We start from the raw sequence: 15,305 nt of genomic DNA on the forward strand, positions 1-15,305 counted from the left end.
ACCCCGGCCATGAGCCTGCTGCCCGAACTGCTCGCCCCGGAACGCATCCTGCTGGACGTTCCCGCCGCGAGCAAGGAGGCCCTCTACGAGGAAGTGGGGCGGCGTCTTGCCGAGACCCTGCAGGTTCCCGCCAAAACCATCACCGCCAGCCTGCTCGCCCGGGAGAAGCTGGGTTCCACCGGTCTGGGGCAGGGCGTGGCCATCCCCCATGGCCGCATCAAGGGCCTGAAGCGGGCCGCCGGCTGCTTCGTGCGGCCGCGCGACCCCATCCCCTTCGGCGCCCCCGACGGGCTGCCCGTGAACCTGGTGTTCGTGCTCCTGGTGCCCGAGCAGGCCACCGAGCTGCACCTGCAAATCCTCTCGGAACTGGCGAGTCTGCTCGGGGACCCGGCTTTTCGCGACCGGCTCGCCCGGCTCACCGATCCCGTCGCCATCCATCACCTGTTCACCCACCCCCATGCCCCAGATTAGTGTCACACGGCTGTTCGAGGACATGCGCGCCAAGCTGCAGCTCGCCTGGGTGGCGGGCATGACCGGCGGCGACCGCGTGCTCACCAGCGAAACCGTTTCCAAGCCTTCGCTCGCCCTGATCGGCCATCTCAACTTCGTGCACCCCAACCGGGTGCAGGTGCTGGGTTGCGCGGAAATGGACTATCTCGCCCGGCTGGACGAGGCGGGCCTCAGGCAGGCCATCGACAACCTGTTTTCCACCGAACTCGCGGCGGTGATCGTGGCCAACGGCATCGCCGTGCCCCAGCCCCTGCTGGATGCCGCCAACCGCACGGAAACGCCGCTGTTCACCACCCCCCAGGAAAGCCCGCGCCTGATGCAGCTTTTGCAGCACTATCTGGCCAAGGTGCTGGCGGAGTTCGTCACGCTGCACGGCGTGTTCATGGAAGTGATGGGCATCGGCGTGCTCATCACGGGCGAATCGGCCATCGGCAAGAGCGAGCTGGCGCTGGAACTCATCAGCCGCGGCCATCGCCTGATCGCCGACGACGTGGTGGAGATCTACCAGACCTCGCCGGATACCCTGGAAGGCCGCTGTCCCTCGCTGCTGCAGGACTTCATCGAGGTGCGCGGACTGGGCATCCTCAACATCCGCGCCCTGTTCGGCGAAGTGGCGGTGAAACCGAAAAAGACGCTGCGTTTCATCGTCCACCTGGAACAGCCGCAGGACATCCACACCGCAGGCTATGACCGGCTGCAGATGCAGCAGGAAGTGCAGGAGATCCTGGGCGTGGCGATCCCCAAGGCGCGCCTGCCGGTGGCGGCCGGGCGCAACATCGCGGTGCTGGTGGAAGTGGCGGTGCGCAGCCACATCCTGCAGCTGCGCGGCATCGACAGCAGCCAGCAGTTCCTGGAACGCCACGACCGCTTCCTGCGCGCGGGAGACGATGAGGAGGAACGCTGATGCAGGTGATCCTGGTCAGCGGTCTGTCCGGCTCGGGCAAGAGCATCGTCCTCAACGTGCTGGAAGACGCCGGCTATTACTGCGTGGACAACCTGCCGGTGGAGTTTTTGCCGTCCCTCATCGAGCTGCTCAACGAGGAAGGCCGCAGCCAGGTGGCCATCAGCGTCGATGCCCGCACCGGCCACACGCTGTCCGAGCTGCCGCAGCAGGTGCGCACCCTGCGCCACCAGGGCATCGACGTGCGCGTGCTGTTCCTGGAGGCGAACACCGAAACCCTGGTCAAGCGCTACAGTGAGACCCGCCGCCGCCATCCCCTCTCGGACGGCAGGCGCACCCTGCCGGAATGCGTGGAAGCCGAGCGGGAGGCGCTGGCGGAAATCGGCGAGCTGGGCCATCACATCGACACCAGCGAACTTTCGCCCAACACCCTGCGCAACTGGGTGAAGGATTTCCTGGCGCTGGACCGCTCCCGCATCACCCTCCTGTTCGAATCCTTCGGCTTCAAGCACGGCCTGCCGCTGGATGCGGATTTCGTGTTCGACGTGCGCTGCGTGCCCAACCCCTACTACGATCCCCGCCTGCGCCCCCTGACGGGGCTGGATGCGCCCGTGATCGAATTCCTCGAGCAGCAGGAGGCCGCCATCGGCATGCTGGCCGACATCCGCTATTTCATCGAGAAATGGCTGCCGGCCTTCGTGCGCGACAACCGCGCCTATCTCACCGTGGCCATCGGCTGCACCGGCGGCCAGCATCGTTCCGTGTATTTCGCGGAACGGCTGGCGGAGCGCTTCCGCAATGACTACCAGGTGCTGGTGCGCCACCGGGGGCTGGCCTGATGAAGGTGCTGGCCCACCTGCGTCCGGGGGATGGGCTCACCCTGGCAGCGGGAATCCTGCTGGTGGCGGGGCTCGCCGCGACCGCCCTGCCTGGCGACGTGCCCCGGCGCGCCATCGTGCGTGCCGGCGGGCAGGTGGTGGCGGAAGTGGGGCTCGACACTCCGCGCCGGATCCTGGCCCGGGGTCCGCTGGGCGTGAGCGTGATCGAGATCGAGCCGGGACGCGCGCGCGTGGCGGCCGACCCGGGGCCGCGCCAATACTGCGTGAAGCAGGGTTGGCTGAGCCGCGCCGGCGATGCCGCCTTCTGCCTGCCCAACCAGGTGAGCGTGGAGCTCGCCGGTGCGACGCGGCGCTTCGATTCCCTCACCTATTAGCCGCCATGCGCCTCACCCTGCCCGTCACCGAGGAAGACCGGCGCATTGCCTGGCTGGCCGGACTGGCCCTGGGACTCACCCTGGCCGAGAACGCGGTTCCCTCGCCCCTGCCCGGGGTCAAGCCGGGCCTGGCCAACATCGTCACGCTGGTAGTGCTCGAGCGCTTCGGCTGGCGGGTGGCCGCCTGGGTGTCGCTGTTGCGGGTGGTGGCCGGCGGCATGCTGCTGGGCACCTTCCTCTCCCCCGGTTTCGTGCTGAGCCTGGCCGGTGCGCTGGCCGCGCTGGTGGCGCTCGCGGCCACACGGGGGCTGCCCACCGCCTGGTTCGGTCCCGTCACCCACAGCGTGGTGGCGGCGCTGGCCCACGTGGCCGCCCAGCTCGCGGTGGTGTATCTGTGGCTCATTCCCCATGCCGGGCTGTTGGCGCTGACACCCCTGTTCGCGGGCGCGGCGCTGGTGTTCGGCACGGTGAATGGTCTGGCCGCCGCCCACCTCCTGGAGCGCCTGCCTGGGCGGACCGCGCCGGCATGAGGTGGCTGGGGCTCCTTGCCGGCCTGGCGGCTGCGCTGCCCGCCTGGGCCGCCGACTGGGTGCGCCTCCCCATTCGCGGCGAGGACCAGTATTTCTACGACCGCAGCAAGCTGGTGATCCAGGGTGAGGAGATCACCTACTGGAAAAAGGTCGTGTTCCGTCAGCCGCCGCTCATCAAGGGCCAGCCCGCCGCGTGGGCCCTGATGCGCGAGCGCATCCACTGCGGTCAGCACACCCTGCGTCTGATCAGCTATCTCTACCACGCGGCCGACGGCACCGTGCTGGAATACGTGCCGGAAGCGGAGAAGGACGGCACGCCCATCATTCCGGATACCCTGGGCGATGCCTTCGAACACCATCTGTGTGCCCTGGTCGCACGCAGACGGGAACAGGAGGCCGCACGCAAACAGGACACCGCCCCCGGGCAGGAACAGGAGGCGCCGCTGCAGGAGCTCACGCCATGAAGACCATCACCCTCGCCCTCACCGGGGCTTCCGGCATGGCCTATGGCCTGCGCCTGCTGGAATGCCTGCTCGCCGCAGGCTGCCGCGTGCAGCTCCTTGCCTCCCAGGTGGCCCACGTCACCGCCAAACAGGAACTGGGTCTCGCCCTGCCGGCGCGGGCCCAGGACCTGGAACGCTTCCTGACGGAGCGTTTCGGCCCCCAGCCCGGGCAGCTCGCGGTATTCGGGCGGGAAGAGTGGTTTGCGCCGGTGGCCTCCGGCTCCAATCCGCCGGACGCCATGGTGGTCTGCCCCTGCACCATGGGCACGCTGGCGGCCATCGCCGCCGGCCTGTCCGACAATCTCATCGAGCGCGCCGCAGACGTGGTGATCAAGGAAGGACGCAGACTCGTGCTGGTGCCGCGGGAGACCCCCTTCTCCGCGCTGCATCTGGAAAACATGCTCAAGCTCGCCCGTCTCGGTGTCGTTATACTCCCTGCCAATCCCGGCTTTTATCACCATCCCCAAACCGTGCAGGATCTCGTGGATTTCGTCGTCGCGCGCGTGCTGGATCAGCTCGCGGTGCCGCACCAGCTCATGCCGCGCTGGGGCGAGCGCGAGACCTGACATGCTGCGCAGACTGCGCGACCGCATCGTGGACTATCTGCAGGAATCGGCCCAGGGCACCCCCTTCGAGCTGCCCCTGTTTCCCCTGCACACCGTGCTGTTTCCGGGGGGCCTTTTGCGGCTGCGGGTGTTCGAGCCACGCTACATGGACATGGCCAAGGCCTGCCTCCAGACCGACCGGCCCTTCGGTGTGTGTCTCATTCGCGAGGGCGCCGAAGTGGGTCAGCCGGCCACGCCCCATGCGGTGGGCACCACGGCGCGCATCACCGACTGGGACATGCAGGCGCTGGGCGTGCTCAACCTCACGGTGCTGGGGGGCCAGCGCTTCCAGGTGCTGGAAAGCCACGCCGAGGCCGACGGGCTGGTGGTGGCGCGGGCGCGGCTGCTGCCGGTGGAACCGCCCCTGGCGCTGCCGGCGGAACACGCGGCCTGTGCCGGGGTGCTGCGCGCCATCATTCAGCATGTGGGGGAGGAACGCTTCCAGCCACCCTTCGCCTACGAGGACGCAGTGTGGCTGGGTTATCGTCTGGCCGAGGTGCTGCCCCTCAAACTGAGCGCCAAACAGAACATGCTGGAAATGAACGACAGCCGCGTGCGGCTGGAAATCCTGCACCGCTTCCTGGGCCAGCAGGGACTGGCGAGCTGAAAGCCGGCCCACCGGAAAGCCGACCCGCAAAGGACACGCAGGCGGCCGCCTGGGTGCAGCGTTTTCTCCAGACCTGCCCGCCGGGGGGGGCAGGCGCTTGGCGTGTCGGCCCCGTCAGGCAATGGCCGCGCGGATGGCGCGGCGCAGGCTTTCCTCCAGCATGGGCACGGTGTCGTACTCGGCCAGCCGTTGGGGCTCGATCCACTCGAAATCCGTGTGCTCCCAGTCGATCTCGATACGCGGCCTGCCGGAAAGCCGGGCAAGGAGGGGATAGATGCACCAGGTCCGGGCGAGCATGGGGTCCGTGTATTCGTAGGGTTCGCCCAGGGCGAGACTCGCCACGCTCCCGGCCGGCAGCCCCAGCTCCGCCCTGAGTTCGGCGCGGGCAAGTTCCTCGAGGGGCAGGTCGCGGTCGATGCAGCCCGCCACCGCACCCCACTTGCCCGGATAGCTGCGCACCTTGCTGCTGCGCTTGAGGAGCAGGATTTTCCCGCCGGCTTCCACGAAGCACACCAGCACCGGCACCCGGCGCGCCGACGAATAATCCACCCGCCCGCCGGGCAGCCGCGGCAGCCCCTGGGCGAATTCCTCGAGAACCGCAGCGATGTCGGGTTTGCGCGGCATGTCAGCGCAGGAGGTAGTCCAGGGCGATGCCCGCGAACACTGACGCGCCCAGCCAGTTGTTGTGGAGAAAGGCGCGGAAACAGCCTTCGCGGGTGCGGTCGCGGATGAGGCGGTAGTGGTAGAGGGCGATGGCACCTGCGACCCCGAGTCCCGCGTAGTAGACCGGTCCCCTGTCCAGCAGGTGGCCGGCATAGGCGAGCAGGCCCAGCATGGTCGCGTAGCAGATCATCACGGCGGCGACGTCGAAACGTCCGAAGGTGATGGCCGAGGTCTTGATGCCCAGCTTGACATCGTCGTCCCGGTCCACCATGGCGTATTCCGTGTCGTAGGCGATGGACCAGAACACATTGGCCAAGAGCAGCAGCCAGGCGATGGGCGGCACGCTGGCGGTGTGGGCGGCAAAGGCCATGGGAATGCCGAAACCGAAGGCGATGCCCAGATAGGCCTGGGGCACGGCGAGGAAACGCTTGGTCCAGGGATAACTCGCCGCCAGCAGGACCGCGGGCACGGACAGGACCCAGGTGAGACGGTTGAGGGGGAGGATCAGCAGGAAAGCGGCCAGGGCCAGCCCGGCGGCCAGCCACAGGGCCTCCCGCGGGCTGACCCGTTGCGCCGCCAGGGGCCGGTCGCGGGTGCGCGCCACGTGGGGGTCGATGGCGCGGTCGGCGTAATCGTTGATGACGCAGCCCGCGGAACGCATGAGCACGGTGCCCAGCAGGAAGATCCCCAGCACCAGGGGGTCGGGCCGCCCGCCCGAGGAAAACCACAGGCCCCACAGCGTGGGCCAGAGCAGAAGCAGAATGCCAATGGGCTTGTCGAGCCGCATCAGCCGCTCGTACTGGGTGAGGCGCTCGGCCAGGGTGACGGTGTTCACGGGTTTTGGCTCGGGCTGGTCGAACCCGTTCTTATAAACCGGCCCTGCCCGCGGGGTCAACCGGCGCCGCAGGCTGCCTGCAGCCACTCCACCAGCTGCGCCCCCGGCAGGGGCCGGCTGAAGTAATAGCCCTGGTATTCGTCGCAGCCGCGTTGGCGCAGGAAGGTGAGCTGCTCCGACGTTTCCACCCCTTCCGCCACCACGCTGCAATCCAGGCTGTGGGCCATGGCGATGATGGCGGTCACGATGGCCGCATCCTCGGGATCGGTGGCGAGGTCACGCACGAAGCTGCGGTCGATCTTGATCTTGTGGATGGGGAAACGCTTGAGGTAACTCAGGCTGGAATAGCCGGTGCCGAAATCGTCCAGGGAAATCTGGATGCCCATATCGGACAGCACCGTGAGGACCCGGATCGCCTCCATGGGGTTGGCCATGAGCAGGCTTTCCGTGATTTCCAGTCCCAGGTGTTCCGGGGCCAGCTCGGCCTCGTCCAGGGCCCGGCGCACCACGGACACCAGATTGCGGTGGGCGAACTGGCGCGCCGAGAGGTTCACCACCACCCGCGACAGGGCGCACCCCCGGGCCTGCCAGCTCTTCAACTGGGCGCAGGCTTCCCGGAGCACCCATTCGCCGATGGGCACGATGAGTCCGGTCTCCTCCGCCACGGGAATGAAGCGGTCCGGCGCCACCGGCCCGCGCGCCGGCCGCCAGCGCAGCAGGGCCTCGACCCCGCGTGCCCGGTTGTCCCCGAGGGCGACGATGGGCTGGAATTCCAGGCTGAACTCCCGCCTGTCCAGGGCATGGCGCAGGCTGGTCTCGAGCTGCAGACGTTCCCGCGCGGCGCGGTTCATCTCGGGCGCGAAGAACTGGTAATTGCTGCGCCCGGTGCCCTTGGCGTAATACATGGCGGTGTCGGCATGGCGCAGCAGGGTGTCCACGTCCTGACCGTCCTCGGGATACACCGCCACGCCGATGCTCGCGCCCGTGTGCAGCTCCTGCCCGTCGATGTGGTAGGGCGCGGAGACCGCCGCGAGGATCTTGCTCGCCACCATGCCCACGTCCTCGAAGCGGGTCACCGCTGGCAGCACCACGATGAACTCGTCGCCGCCCTGGCGCGCCACCGTGTCCCCTTCGCGCAGGCAGCCGGCAATGCGGTTTGCCACGATCTTGAGGAGCCGGTCCCCCACCTGATGGCCGAGGGAATCGTTGATGGTCTTGAAATGGTCCAGGTCCATGAACAGCACGCCCACGTGGTCACCGGCGCGCGCGGCCCGCAGGATGGCCTGCTGCAGCCGGTCCTGCAGCAGGGTGCGGTTGGCCAGACCGGTGAGGGGGTCGTGGTGGGCCAGATGCAACATGCGCGCTTCCTGCGCCTTGCGCTCGGAAATGTCGCGCACCGCCGCGACGTACAGGGTCTGGCGCGGACAAGTCAGGCGGCTGACGCGAATCTCCAGGGGAAAGGGCGAGCCGTCCCGGCGCAGGCCCGTCATTTCGCGCCCGGTGCCGGTGAGCGTGGCATCGCCGCTTTCCACCAGACGCTCGAAACAGGCGCCATGCTCGCTGCACACATGGGGTATGAGCTGGTTCACGCTGCGGCCCAGGACCGCCTCCGGGGCATGGCCAAACATGCGCTGGGCCGCGAAGTTGTAGGTCTCCACCTCGCCCCGGCCATTCACCACCAGGATGCCCTGGTCCACGCTGTCAAGCACCGCCCGGCTGCGCGCCTCGCTCTCGGCGAGGGACGCCCCCATGGCCCGCGCGCGCCGTTCCGAAACCAGCACCTGACGCACCAGCGGCAGCACCTGCCAGCGCAACAGGAGCGCCCCCAATAGCACCAGGCCCAGCACCAGGGGCAGCCAGTACAGCAGGCGTCCGGGGGCGAACAGCTCCGCCGTGTCGGCCTTGAGCACCGCTCCCAGGCCCGTGGTGCCCACCGGGGCGAAGGCGGCCGCCACCTGCTGGCGACGGTAATCGCGCGCGAAGACGAAGCCCGCCTCCCCCGCCAGCGCGCGCGCCATGGGCAGCGGCTGGCCATCCGCATGAAGCGGCAGAGCCGGCAGCGGCCGCGGCATCAGCCGCAGGGGCAGGCAGTCCATGCGGTCCGGCCCTCTGGCCGCGCACAGGGCGAACTCGCCGGTCTGCCCGAGGCCCCGGTAGCCCGTGGTGAGCCCGGCCAGAACGGGCGCCGGGCGGCTCACGGTGAGCGTTCCCAGGATCGTGCCTGGGACCCGGGCGTCGGCGAGGTCCACCCGGCTGGTGAGCCTGGGGCCCTCCGCCCATTCGAGCCAGGTGGGCAGCGTCCCGCGCACGGGCAGGGTCACGGGCGAGTCTGCGGCGGGGAGGCCGAACCGGGCCAGGGACCGGCCCGCGGGGTCAGTGAAATGGAGGCCGTAGGCTTCGCCGCCGCGTACCGCCGCCAGCGCGCGGCGCAGGGCGCCCAGAGCCTCCCCATTGTCAGGGGCGCGCAAAAGGCGGGCCAGGGCACGCCTGACCGCCGGGTCCTGGGCCAGGTCCGCGACCACCCCCTCGTGGTCGCGCACCTCCCGCTCCACCAGCGCCACGTGACTGGCCAGGGTGAGCTGCAGCGTGCGTGCCACCCAGGCTTCCGTCTGGCTGCGGGTGAGCCACCAGCTGGCCACGCCCGTGAGGGCCGCCAGCAGCGCGAGCACTAGGGCTGCGCTGAGGGTGATGCGTCGTTCCTGGGCGGAGTGGAAGAACATCGTGCCGCGGCTAACAAGGCTGAGCGGTCTATAGCGGCAGACGCGGCCATTTCTTGAGCCCTGGCTGCAGTAAAATGCGCGGTTTTTGGTGCCCACCCGTGTCCGACCGCCCTCACCGCCCCATCCGCAGTTTCGTGCTGCGCGCCGGCCGCGTCTCGCGCGCCCAGCGCCGCGCCCTGGACACCCTGCTGCCGGTCTATGGCCTGCCCTACCGGCCCGAGCCCCTGGACCTGGATGCCGTCTTCGGACGCACGGCCCCGCGCATTTTGGAAATCGGCTTCGGCATGGGCGAGACCACCGCCGCCATTGCCGCTGCCCATCCGGAACAGGATTTCCTGGGCGTGGAAGTGCACCCGCCGGGCATTGGCAGCCTGCTCAGGCAGATCCACGAGAAAGGGCTTGGCAACCTGCGCATCATCCCCCACGACGCGGTGGAGGTGCTGGCCCACATGATCCCGCCGGAAAGCCTCGATGGCGTGCACATCTTCTTCCCCGATCCCTGGCCCAAGAAGCGCCACCACAAGCGGCGCCTGATCCAGCCCCCCTTCGTGGCCCTGGTGACCGACCGTCTCAAGCCGGGCGGCTACCTGCACGTGGCCACCGACTGGCAACCCTACGCGGAACAGATCCTCGCCGTGCTCTCGGCCGAGCCGCGCCTGGAAAACACCGCCGACGGCTTCGCCCCCCGCCCCCCCTGGCGCCCCGTCACCAAGTTCGAGAGCCGTGGCCTCAGGCTGGGACACGGCGTGTGGGACATCCTGTTCCGCAAACGCACCGCGCCTTGACGGAAACGGCGCTTTTCGGGTCTAATGTCGGGCTTTCCACCCGCCGCGATGCTGCGCGCCGGCCTCAACAGGCTTCACACGGTGCCGGCAGGCGACGCGGCCAGCGTCTCGATAGCGGTTTTCCGGCCAAGTAGCTCAGTTGGTAGAGCAGAGGACTGAAAATCCTTGTGTCGGTGGTTCGATTCCGCCCTTGGCCACCACCATTCCACGCCCAGCCGTTCTCGGCTGGGCGTTTTCGTTTCTGCGTTCCGCGACACCACGCGGGGCTGCGGGCCGTTCTGCGTGTGCCGCCGGTCGCCAACATCAGCGCCAGAACGCGCCCGGTTCGACTCTCTTTTGCTCTCTCTTCTCTCAAAACCCGCGCCAACTTCTTCGTCGGAGCACACGCAGACGGCCTTGCGCGTCAACGACTTGCACGTGCGTCGCCGCGATCGGTTGTCCATCGTGCTTGGAGGGGCAGCTCACAGAACATCAGGTTGGCGTGGAGTCGGTGTGCATCCGCTCTACTGCCAAGTCGATGAATGCCCTGGTCTTGGGTGTCAGGTATCTCGCACTCGCAAATACGGCGTGTACGGGAACGGTCGGCAGTGACCAGTCCGTCAGCACGCCGCGCAACTGCCCCGCCCGAACCGCAGCGTCGGCGACGATGACGGGCAGTTGCGCGATGCCTAGACCCGCCACCGCCGCATCGCGCACCGCGAACACGTTGTTGGCCTTGAGTCGAGGCTGAACCGTCACGCGTTCGACCTGTTGGTCACGCGAGAGGGTCCAGGTGGCCTGATGGCTGCCGCCCGAGAACGCCAGCGCCTCATGACCGGCAAGATCCTCTGGCTGAGCTGGGGCCGCGCGCCGGGCCAGGTAGCCCGGTGAGGCATACAGGCCATAGCGCAACTCGCCCAGTTTGCGTGCGGTCAGCGTCGAATCGGCGAGTGGCCCGACACGGATGGCCAGATCGAAGCCCTCGTGCACGATGTCCACCAGGCGGCCCGTGAAGTCCGCATCGACCCGCACCTGCGGGTAGCGCGCGAGGTAGTCGCTGATCCAGTCACTCACCGCAATCATCCCGAACTCCACGCCGCAGGTGAGTTTGAGCACGCCGCGCGGCTCGCCCTGCGCCTTCTGTACGGCGCGCTCGGCATCCTCGACCGAGGCCAGGATGCCCACGGCACGCTCGAAGAACTCGCGCCCGATCTCGGTCAATGACAGCGACCGCGTGGTGCGCTCCAGCAGCCTCACACCCAGCTCTTTCTCCAACTGGCTCACTACGCGCGAGAGGTAAGCCTTCTGGGTGTTTAGTGCATCGGCCGCACGCGTGAAGCTGCCGGTCTGCACCACCTTGACGAAGGCGCGGAGGGTTGCGAGTTCCATTGTTAACCTAGAAGGCGACAGAAAGTCTCATTAGAAGGTATTTTTCCGATTTGCGGCAAGTCTCAAACTGCAGACCATCGTCGATAGACCCTGGAGCCCGAGATGAGCCTGAAAGACCCCAATGTGCTGAACGCCGCCGCCAAAAAGCGCGTGGCCATCGTGATCGCCAACCCCGCTATCTCCACCACCACCGGCTGGCCGGTGGGTTTCTGGTGGAGCGAGCTGACGCACCCTTACTACGTGTTCACCGAGGCAGGCTACGAGGTCGAGGTGTTCAGCCCGGCCGGCGGCAAGTGCGAAGCCGACGCGATGAGCGATCCGAACGACGCCAGCGGCTACAGCAAGACCGACCTGATCAGCCGAGGCTTCATCCACACGCCCGAACTCAAGGCCCTGGTGGACGACACGAAGAAAGTAGCCGAGATCGACGTGGCTCGCTTCGATGCCATCCTCGTCGCAGGTGGCCAGGCGCCGATGTTCACCTTCCCGCAGGCGACCGACCTCCACAAGAAGTTCGTCGAGTTCTACGAGGCTGGCAAGGTCGCCGCCGCGCTGTGCCACGGCGTGGCCGTGCTGGCCTACGCGAAGGACAGCCAAGGCGAATACATCGCCAAGGGCAAGACCGTCACCGGCTTTGCCAACTGCGAGGAGGACTTCGCCGACAACGCGGTGTGGAGCTACGGCCTGCTGCCGCGCGACAAGCACGTCATGCCCTGGCGCATCGAAGACCGGATGCGCGAGATCGGCGCCAATTACGTGCAGGCCGGCCTGTGGCGCAGCTTTGCGGTGCGCGACGGCAACTTGATCACCGGGCAGCAGAACTTCTCCGGCGAGGAGACCGCACGGCTGGTGGTCGAGGCGCTGGGACGTTGAGGGAGGATCACAACGTGAAAGACACTCCCACCATTCTTGTCAGCGGTGCCACTGGCAACATCGGTCACGCTTTGGTCGAACGCTTGCAAACGACGCAGCTCTCCCTATCGGTGATCGCGGCATCGCCATCGGGTCAGTCCGTGGCCGGCGCTCCGGGTCGCGCGTTGAACCTGCTCGATGCCGTGTCCGCGCAAGCGGCGATGCAGGGCATCGAGCGCCTGTTCCTGCTCACGCCCGCGCATCCCGAGATGGAGGCGATGACCGCCAATGCCGTTACGGCCGCACAGGCTGCGGGCGTGCAGCACATCGTGCGCGTCTCGGGTGCGGGCGCCGATCCCCAATCCGACATCGCCATCGCCCGCCTGCAAGGCCGCTGCGATCAGATCGTCATCGACTCCGGCATCGCCTACACGCTGCTGCGGCCGAAGAACTTCATGCAGAACTTCACCACCTTTTTGCGCGAGATGATTCGCAGCGGCCCGGTGTATTCCTCGCACGGCGAGGGCCGCGTGCCGTTCATCGATGCGCGCGACATCGCCGCGGTGGCCGACCGCATCCTGCGCGAGCCACAGGCGCACGCGGGCAAGGCCTACACGCTCACCGGGCCGCAGGCACTCACCAACGCCGAAGCGCTGGCGGTGATTGCCCGACACATCGGCCGACCGATTCAGATGGTGGCGATCAGCGAAGAGCAGGCGGTGGAGGGCATGCGCCAGGCCGGAATGCCCGAGCCGCTGGTGCAGGCGATGTCAAGCCTGAACCGCATCATCGCCGCCGGCTGGGTGGCCGAGGTGACGGACGACGTGCCGCGTTTGCTCGGACGACCCGCGACCGCCTGGGCCGATTTCGTGGCCGAGCATCGCCATGTCTGGCAATGATTCTTCGAAGACACAGGAGCCCATCACCATGAGCATTTCCATCATCGGCGCCGGCAATGTCGGCATGGCGCTGGGGCAGGCGTTCACCCAGCGTGGCGAGACGGTCGTCTATGGCGTTCCCGAGCCGGCCAAGTACAGGGATGCGGTGGCCGCGCTGGGCGACAATGCCCGCGTCACCACCACCGCCGAGGCCATCGCCGCGAGCGACACCGTGATCCTGGCGGTGCCCTATGCCGCCTTAGCGGCCATCGCGCAAAGCGTGCCCGACTGGCAGGGCAAGATACTCATCGACGCCACCAACCCGCTCGCGCCCGGGCTCTCAGGTCTTTTGGTGGGCACCACCACCTCGGGGGCGGAAGAGCTGGCCAAGCTCGCCCGCGGGGCGCGCGTGGTCAAGGCCTTCAACACCACCGGCGCCGAGAACATGGCCGACAGCCGCTATCCGCAGAGCATGCCGATGATGCCGGTCTGTGGCGACGATGAGGAAGCGCGGCAGCGCGCCATGGCGCTGGCGACGCTGATCGGGTTCGAGGCGGTGGACATGGGCCCGCTGATGGCGGCGCGCTACCTGGAGCCGTTTGCCATGACGTGGATCCACCTGGCGATCAAGCAGGGCCATGGGCGTCGGTTTGCGTTTGCCATGTTGCGGCGGGGATAAGCTCGACTGCATCGGCGGACTCGCGCAAGCGCGCGATGGCGCGGCTGTAGCGCATCTTGGTGGCCGACAGCCCCAGCGCCATGACTTGCGCGATCTCGCCGAACTCCAATCCCAACAGCAGCCGCAGCAGCACGATCATGCGGTCCTCGGCAGGCAGCACCTTGAGCAGCCGGTCGGCATCGAGCCGCGCATCGACGGCAGCAATCGGGTCGCGCGGGTCGGCGACGGCGTGCAGTGTCTCGTCCGTCGCTTCGAGCGTTGGAGCGGTATCCACGCGCCGCTGATGGTCGATGCACAGGTTCGCCGTCAGACGCCACAGCCAGGTGGTGAAGGCCGCCTCGCCGCGAAACCGCGGCAATTCGAAGAACACCTTGAGCATCACCTCCTGCGCCAGGTCCTCGGCGTCGGCCGGGTTGCGGGCAAAGCGCATGGCGAGCGCGCGGATGTGTCCGCCATGGCGGCGCATCAGCGCCTCGAATGCGCCGGTGCGGTAGGGCAACTCGTGCCGCGCGCGATCTACCAGCGCGGCGTCGGGCGTCGTCGCGTCCATGGCGGGTTGCGGAAATTGAAGGTGCCTTCAGCGTGTGATGGTGACCTCGTCGTGCACCAGGCGGGAGTTGGGCACACACAGCTCGCGCCCGTCATCCAGCACAAGCGTGGTCTTGACCGTGCCCACTTCGCGTACGGTGGCGTGCTTGCCGCCCCATTCGATGCGGTCGCCTTCCTTGAGCAGATCGCGCAGATAGACGCCACCGACGATTTCACCGGCCAGTGTGCGCGTGCCGAGCCCCAGCGACAGGGCCACGGCAACACCCATGGCGGCGAGCAGCACCCCGATCACTTCTTGTAGCAGCACGATGCGGATATCGAGCTGATCGACCGCCATCAGCACCACCAAAGCCGCCAGCACGCCCATCGTCAGGCGCGCGAGCGTGGGCGCGTACTCCACTCCGGCATTGTCGGCCGCACGACGCACGAAGCCGGAGAGCCAACTGGCGGCCATCAGACCCAGCACCAGCACCGCCAGCGCCGCCACGAACTTGGGCAGGAACAGCATCACTTGGGCCACGGCCTGGCCAGCAGCTTCCAATCCCAGACTGTCAGCGGCGGAAATCGCAAAAGCCAGCAGCACGAAGGCGAAGGCGAGACTGCCCACAACGGCCGAAAGCGGCCGCTCCATACCCCATTGCCGAGTGAATTCGACCAGGCCTGAACGCTCGGCCAGTCGATCCGCGCCCATGCGAGCCAGCACGCGGCGAAGGACGCTGCCCGCTATTTTGCCGAGCACATACCCCGCAAGGAGCAGGACGAGCGCGCCGACCAGATTGGGGGCGAGTGAGGCCAGCCGGTGATACAGCGCCAGCAAAGGGTCAGTCATCCAGTTGAATGCTTGGTTCATCGTTTCCAAGAGGGTCTCCTTGTCGGTGAGTTGGGTTCACATGCGCGAGCCTGGCTGCGAGAGGCGGTGTAGCCGAATCGCGGCTGGGGCCAAGAGCCGCGCCAGCGCGAGCCAGATGCGACCCAGGATCAGCGCGAGCACATTGCGCGCGGCCACGCGCCGACGGGCGCGCCGCAGTACGGGCTGTATGTCGGAGGTGCTGTCGCTCGCCGGGCGTGCCAAGCTCTGCGCAAGGCGGGCTTCGAAAGGATCGGTCG

The 15,305-nt window shown here is 67.8% G+C and carries 17 protein-coding genes, 1 tRNA gene and 1 pseudogene; 13 read left to right on the forward strand and 6 right to left on the reverse strand.

From position 1 onward, the window contains the following. The first annotated feature begins 9 nt into the window (after positions 1-9). Genes ACZ42P_RS07670 through ACZ42P_RS07705 form a run of 8 tightly spaced genes read left to right on the forward strand, consistent with a single transcriptional unit; the run spans position 10 to position 4,869 of the window. Positions 10-471: a PTS sugar transporter subunit IIA gene (locus ACZ42P_RS07670; RefSeq protein WP_464896968.1), complete on the forward strand. Its 462-nt coding sequence runs from the start codon at positions 10-12 to the stop codon at positions 469-471. Then, positions 458-1,414 carry an HPr(Ser) kinase/phosphatase gene (gene hprK, locus ACZ42P_RS07675; protein ID WP_464896969.1) on the forward strand — a complete coding sequence of 319 codons (957 nt, stop codon included), beginning with the start codon at positions 458-460 and terminating at the stop codon, positions 1,412-1,414. The genes ACZ42P_RS07670 and hprK overlap by 14 nt, the downstream gene beginning before the upstream one ends. Further along, positions 1,414-2,250, forward strand: a complete 837-nt coding sequence (gene rapZ / locus ACZ42P_RS07680) for an RNase adapter RapZ (protein WP_464896970.1) — start codon at positions 1,414-1,416, stop codon at positions 2,248-2,250. Before hprK ends, rapZ begins: the two co-directional genes overlap by 1 nt. After that, the gene (locus ACZ42P_RS07685) at positions 2,250-2,624 is read left to right on the forward strand and encodes a NusG domain II-containing protein (protein WP_464896971.1); all 375 of its coding nucleotides are present in this window, start codon (positions 2,250-2,252) and stop codon (positions 2,622-2,624) included. Before rapZ ends, ACZ42P_RS07685 begins: the two co-directional genes overlap by 1 nt. A 5-nt stretch (positions 2,625-2,629) precedes the next feature. Beyond that, positions 2,630-3,154, forward strand: coding sequence for a Gx transporter family protein (locus tag ACZ42P_RS07690; RefSeq protein WP_464896972.1), 525 nt, complete (start codon positions 2,630-2,632; stop codon positions 3,152-3,154). After that, positions 3,151-3,618 (forward strand): surface-adhesin E family protein, encoded by a 468-nt coding sequence (locus ACZ42P_RS07695; RefSeq protein ID WP_464896973.1) that lies wholly within the window; start codon positions 3,151-3,153, stop codon positions 3,616-3,618. Before ACZ42P_RS07690 ends, ACZ42P_RS07695 begins: the two co-directional genes overlap by 4 nt. Continuing rightward, on the forward strand, positions 3,615-4,223 hold the full coding sequence (locus ACZ42P_RS07700; RefSeq protein WP_464896974.1) for a flavin prenyltransferase UbiX: 609 nt from the start codon (positions 3,615-3,617) through the stop codon (positions 4,221-4,223). The genes ACZ42P_RS07695 and ACZ42P_RS07700 overlap by 4 nt, the downstream gene beginning before the upstream one ends. A gap of 1 nt (position 4,224) precedes the next feature. Further along, the gene (locus ACZ42P_RS07705; RefSeq protein WP_464896975.1) at positions 4,225-4,869 is read left to right on the forward strand and encodes an LON peptidase substrate-binding domain-containing protein; all 645 of its coding nucleotides are present in this window, start codon (positions 4,225-4,227) and stop codon (positions 4,867-4,869) included. 114 nt (positions 4,870-4,983) lie between these two features. Here the strand turns inward: ACZ42P_RS07705 and ACZ42P_RS07710 are convergent, their stop codons facing one another. From ACZ42P_RS07710 to ACZ42P_RS07720, 3 genes are all read right to left on the reverse strand, one after another. After that, the gene (locus ACZ42P_RS07710; RefSeq protein ID WP_464896976.1) at positions 4,984-5,493 is read right to left on the reverse strand and encodes an NUDIX domain-containing protein; all 510 of its coding nucleotides are present in this window, start codon (positions 5,491-5,493) and stop codon (positions 4,984-4,986) included. A gap of 1 nt (position 5,494) precedes the next feature. Then, positions 5,495-6,319 (reverse strand): 4-hydroxybenzoate octaprenyltransferase, encoded by an 825-nt coding sequence (gene ubiA, locus ACZ42P_RS07715; protein WP_464899383.1) that lies wholly within the window; start codon positions 6,317-6,319, stop codon positions 5,495-5,497. A 104-nt stretch (positions 6,320-6,423) separates the two neighbouring features. After that, a complete protein-coding gene (locus ACZ42P_RS07720) occupies positions 6,424-9,087 on the reverse strand; it encodes a putative bifunctional diguanylate cyclase/phosphodiesterase (RefSeq protein WP_464896977.1) in 2,664 nt (887 codons plus the stop codon). Between the two features lie 113 nt (positions 9,088-9,200). On the opposite strand from ACZ42P_RS07720, the pseudogene trmB reads away from it, so the two are divergent. Then, positions 9,201-9,872 (forward strand): annotated as a pseudogene (gene trmB, locus ACZ42P_RS07725) (tRNA (guanosine(46)-N7)-methyltransferase TrmB); the annotation flags it as partial. Positions 9,873-9,996: 124 nt separating this feature from the next. Then, positions 9,997-10,072, forward strand: a tRNA-Phe gene (locus ACZ42P_RS07730). A gap of 271 nt (positions 10,073-10,343) precedes the next feature. Here the strand turns inward: ACZ42P_RS07730 and ACZ42P_RS07735 are convergent. Next, the gene (locus ACZ42P_RS07735) at positions 10,344-11,240 is read right to left on the reverse strand and encodes a LysR family transcriptional regulator (protein ID WP_464896978.1); all 897 of its coding nucleotides are present in this window, start codon (positions 11,238-11,240) and stop codon (positions 10,344-10,346) included. A 102-nt stretch (positions 11,241-11,342) separates the two neighbouring features. Here ACZ42P_RS07735 and ACZ42P_RS07740 point away from each other — a divergent pair, with 102 nt between their 5' ends. The 3 genes from ACZ42P_RS07740 to ACZ42P_RS07750 are packed head-to-tail and all read left to right on the forward strand — an operon-like array spanning position 11,343 to position 13,649. Further along, positions 11,343-12,113, forward strand: coding sequence for a type 1 glutamine amidotransferase domain-containing protein (locus ACZ42P_RS07740; RefSeq protein WP_464896979.1), 771 nt, complete (start codon positions 11,343-11,345; stop codon positions 12,111-12,113). 14 nt (positions 12,114-12,127) lie between these two features. Continuing rightward, the gene (locus ACZ42P_RS07745; protein ID WP_464896980.1) at positions 12,128-12,991 is read left to right on the forward strand and encodes an SDR family oxidoreductase; all 864 of its coding nucleotides are present in this window, start codon (positions 12,128-12,130) and stop codon (positions 12,989-12,991) included. A gap of 28 nt (positions 12,992-13,019) precedes the next feature. Next, positions 13,020-13,649, forward strand: a complete 630-nt coding sequence (locus tag ACZ42P_RS07750) for an NADPH-dependent F420 reductase (protein ID WP_464896981.1) — start codon at positions 13,020-13,022, stop codon at positions 13,647-13,649. On the opposite strand, the gene ACZ42P_RS07755 is transcribed toward ACZ42P_RS07750, so the two are convergent. Next, positions 13,597-14,199: a sigma-70 family RNA polymerase sigma factor gene (locus ACZ42P_RS07755; protein ID WP_464896982.1), complete on the reverse strand. Its 603-nt coding sequence runs from the start codon at positions 14,197-14,199 to the stop codon at positions 13,597-13,599. The two genes, ACZ42P_RS07750 and ACZ42P_RS07755, sit on opposite strands and share 53 nt — an antisense overlap. A 27-nt stretch (positions 14,200-14,226) precedes the next feature. Beyond that, positions 14,227-15,048 carry a mechanosensitive ion channel family protein gene (locus tag ACZ42P_RS07760; RefSeq protein WP_464899384.1) on the reverse strand — a complete coding sequence of 274 codons (822 nt, stop codon included), beginning with the start codon at positions 15,046-15,048 and terminating at the stop codon, positions 14,227-14,229. Positions 15,049-15,305 lie beyond the last annotated feature (257 nt).

Source organism: Thiobacter subterraneus (assembly GCF_055379455.1).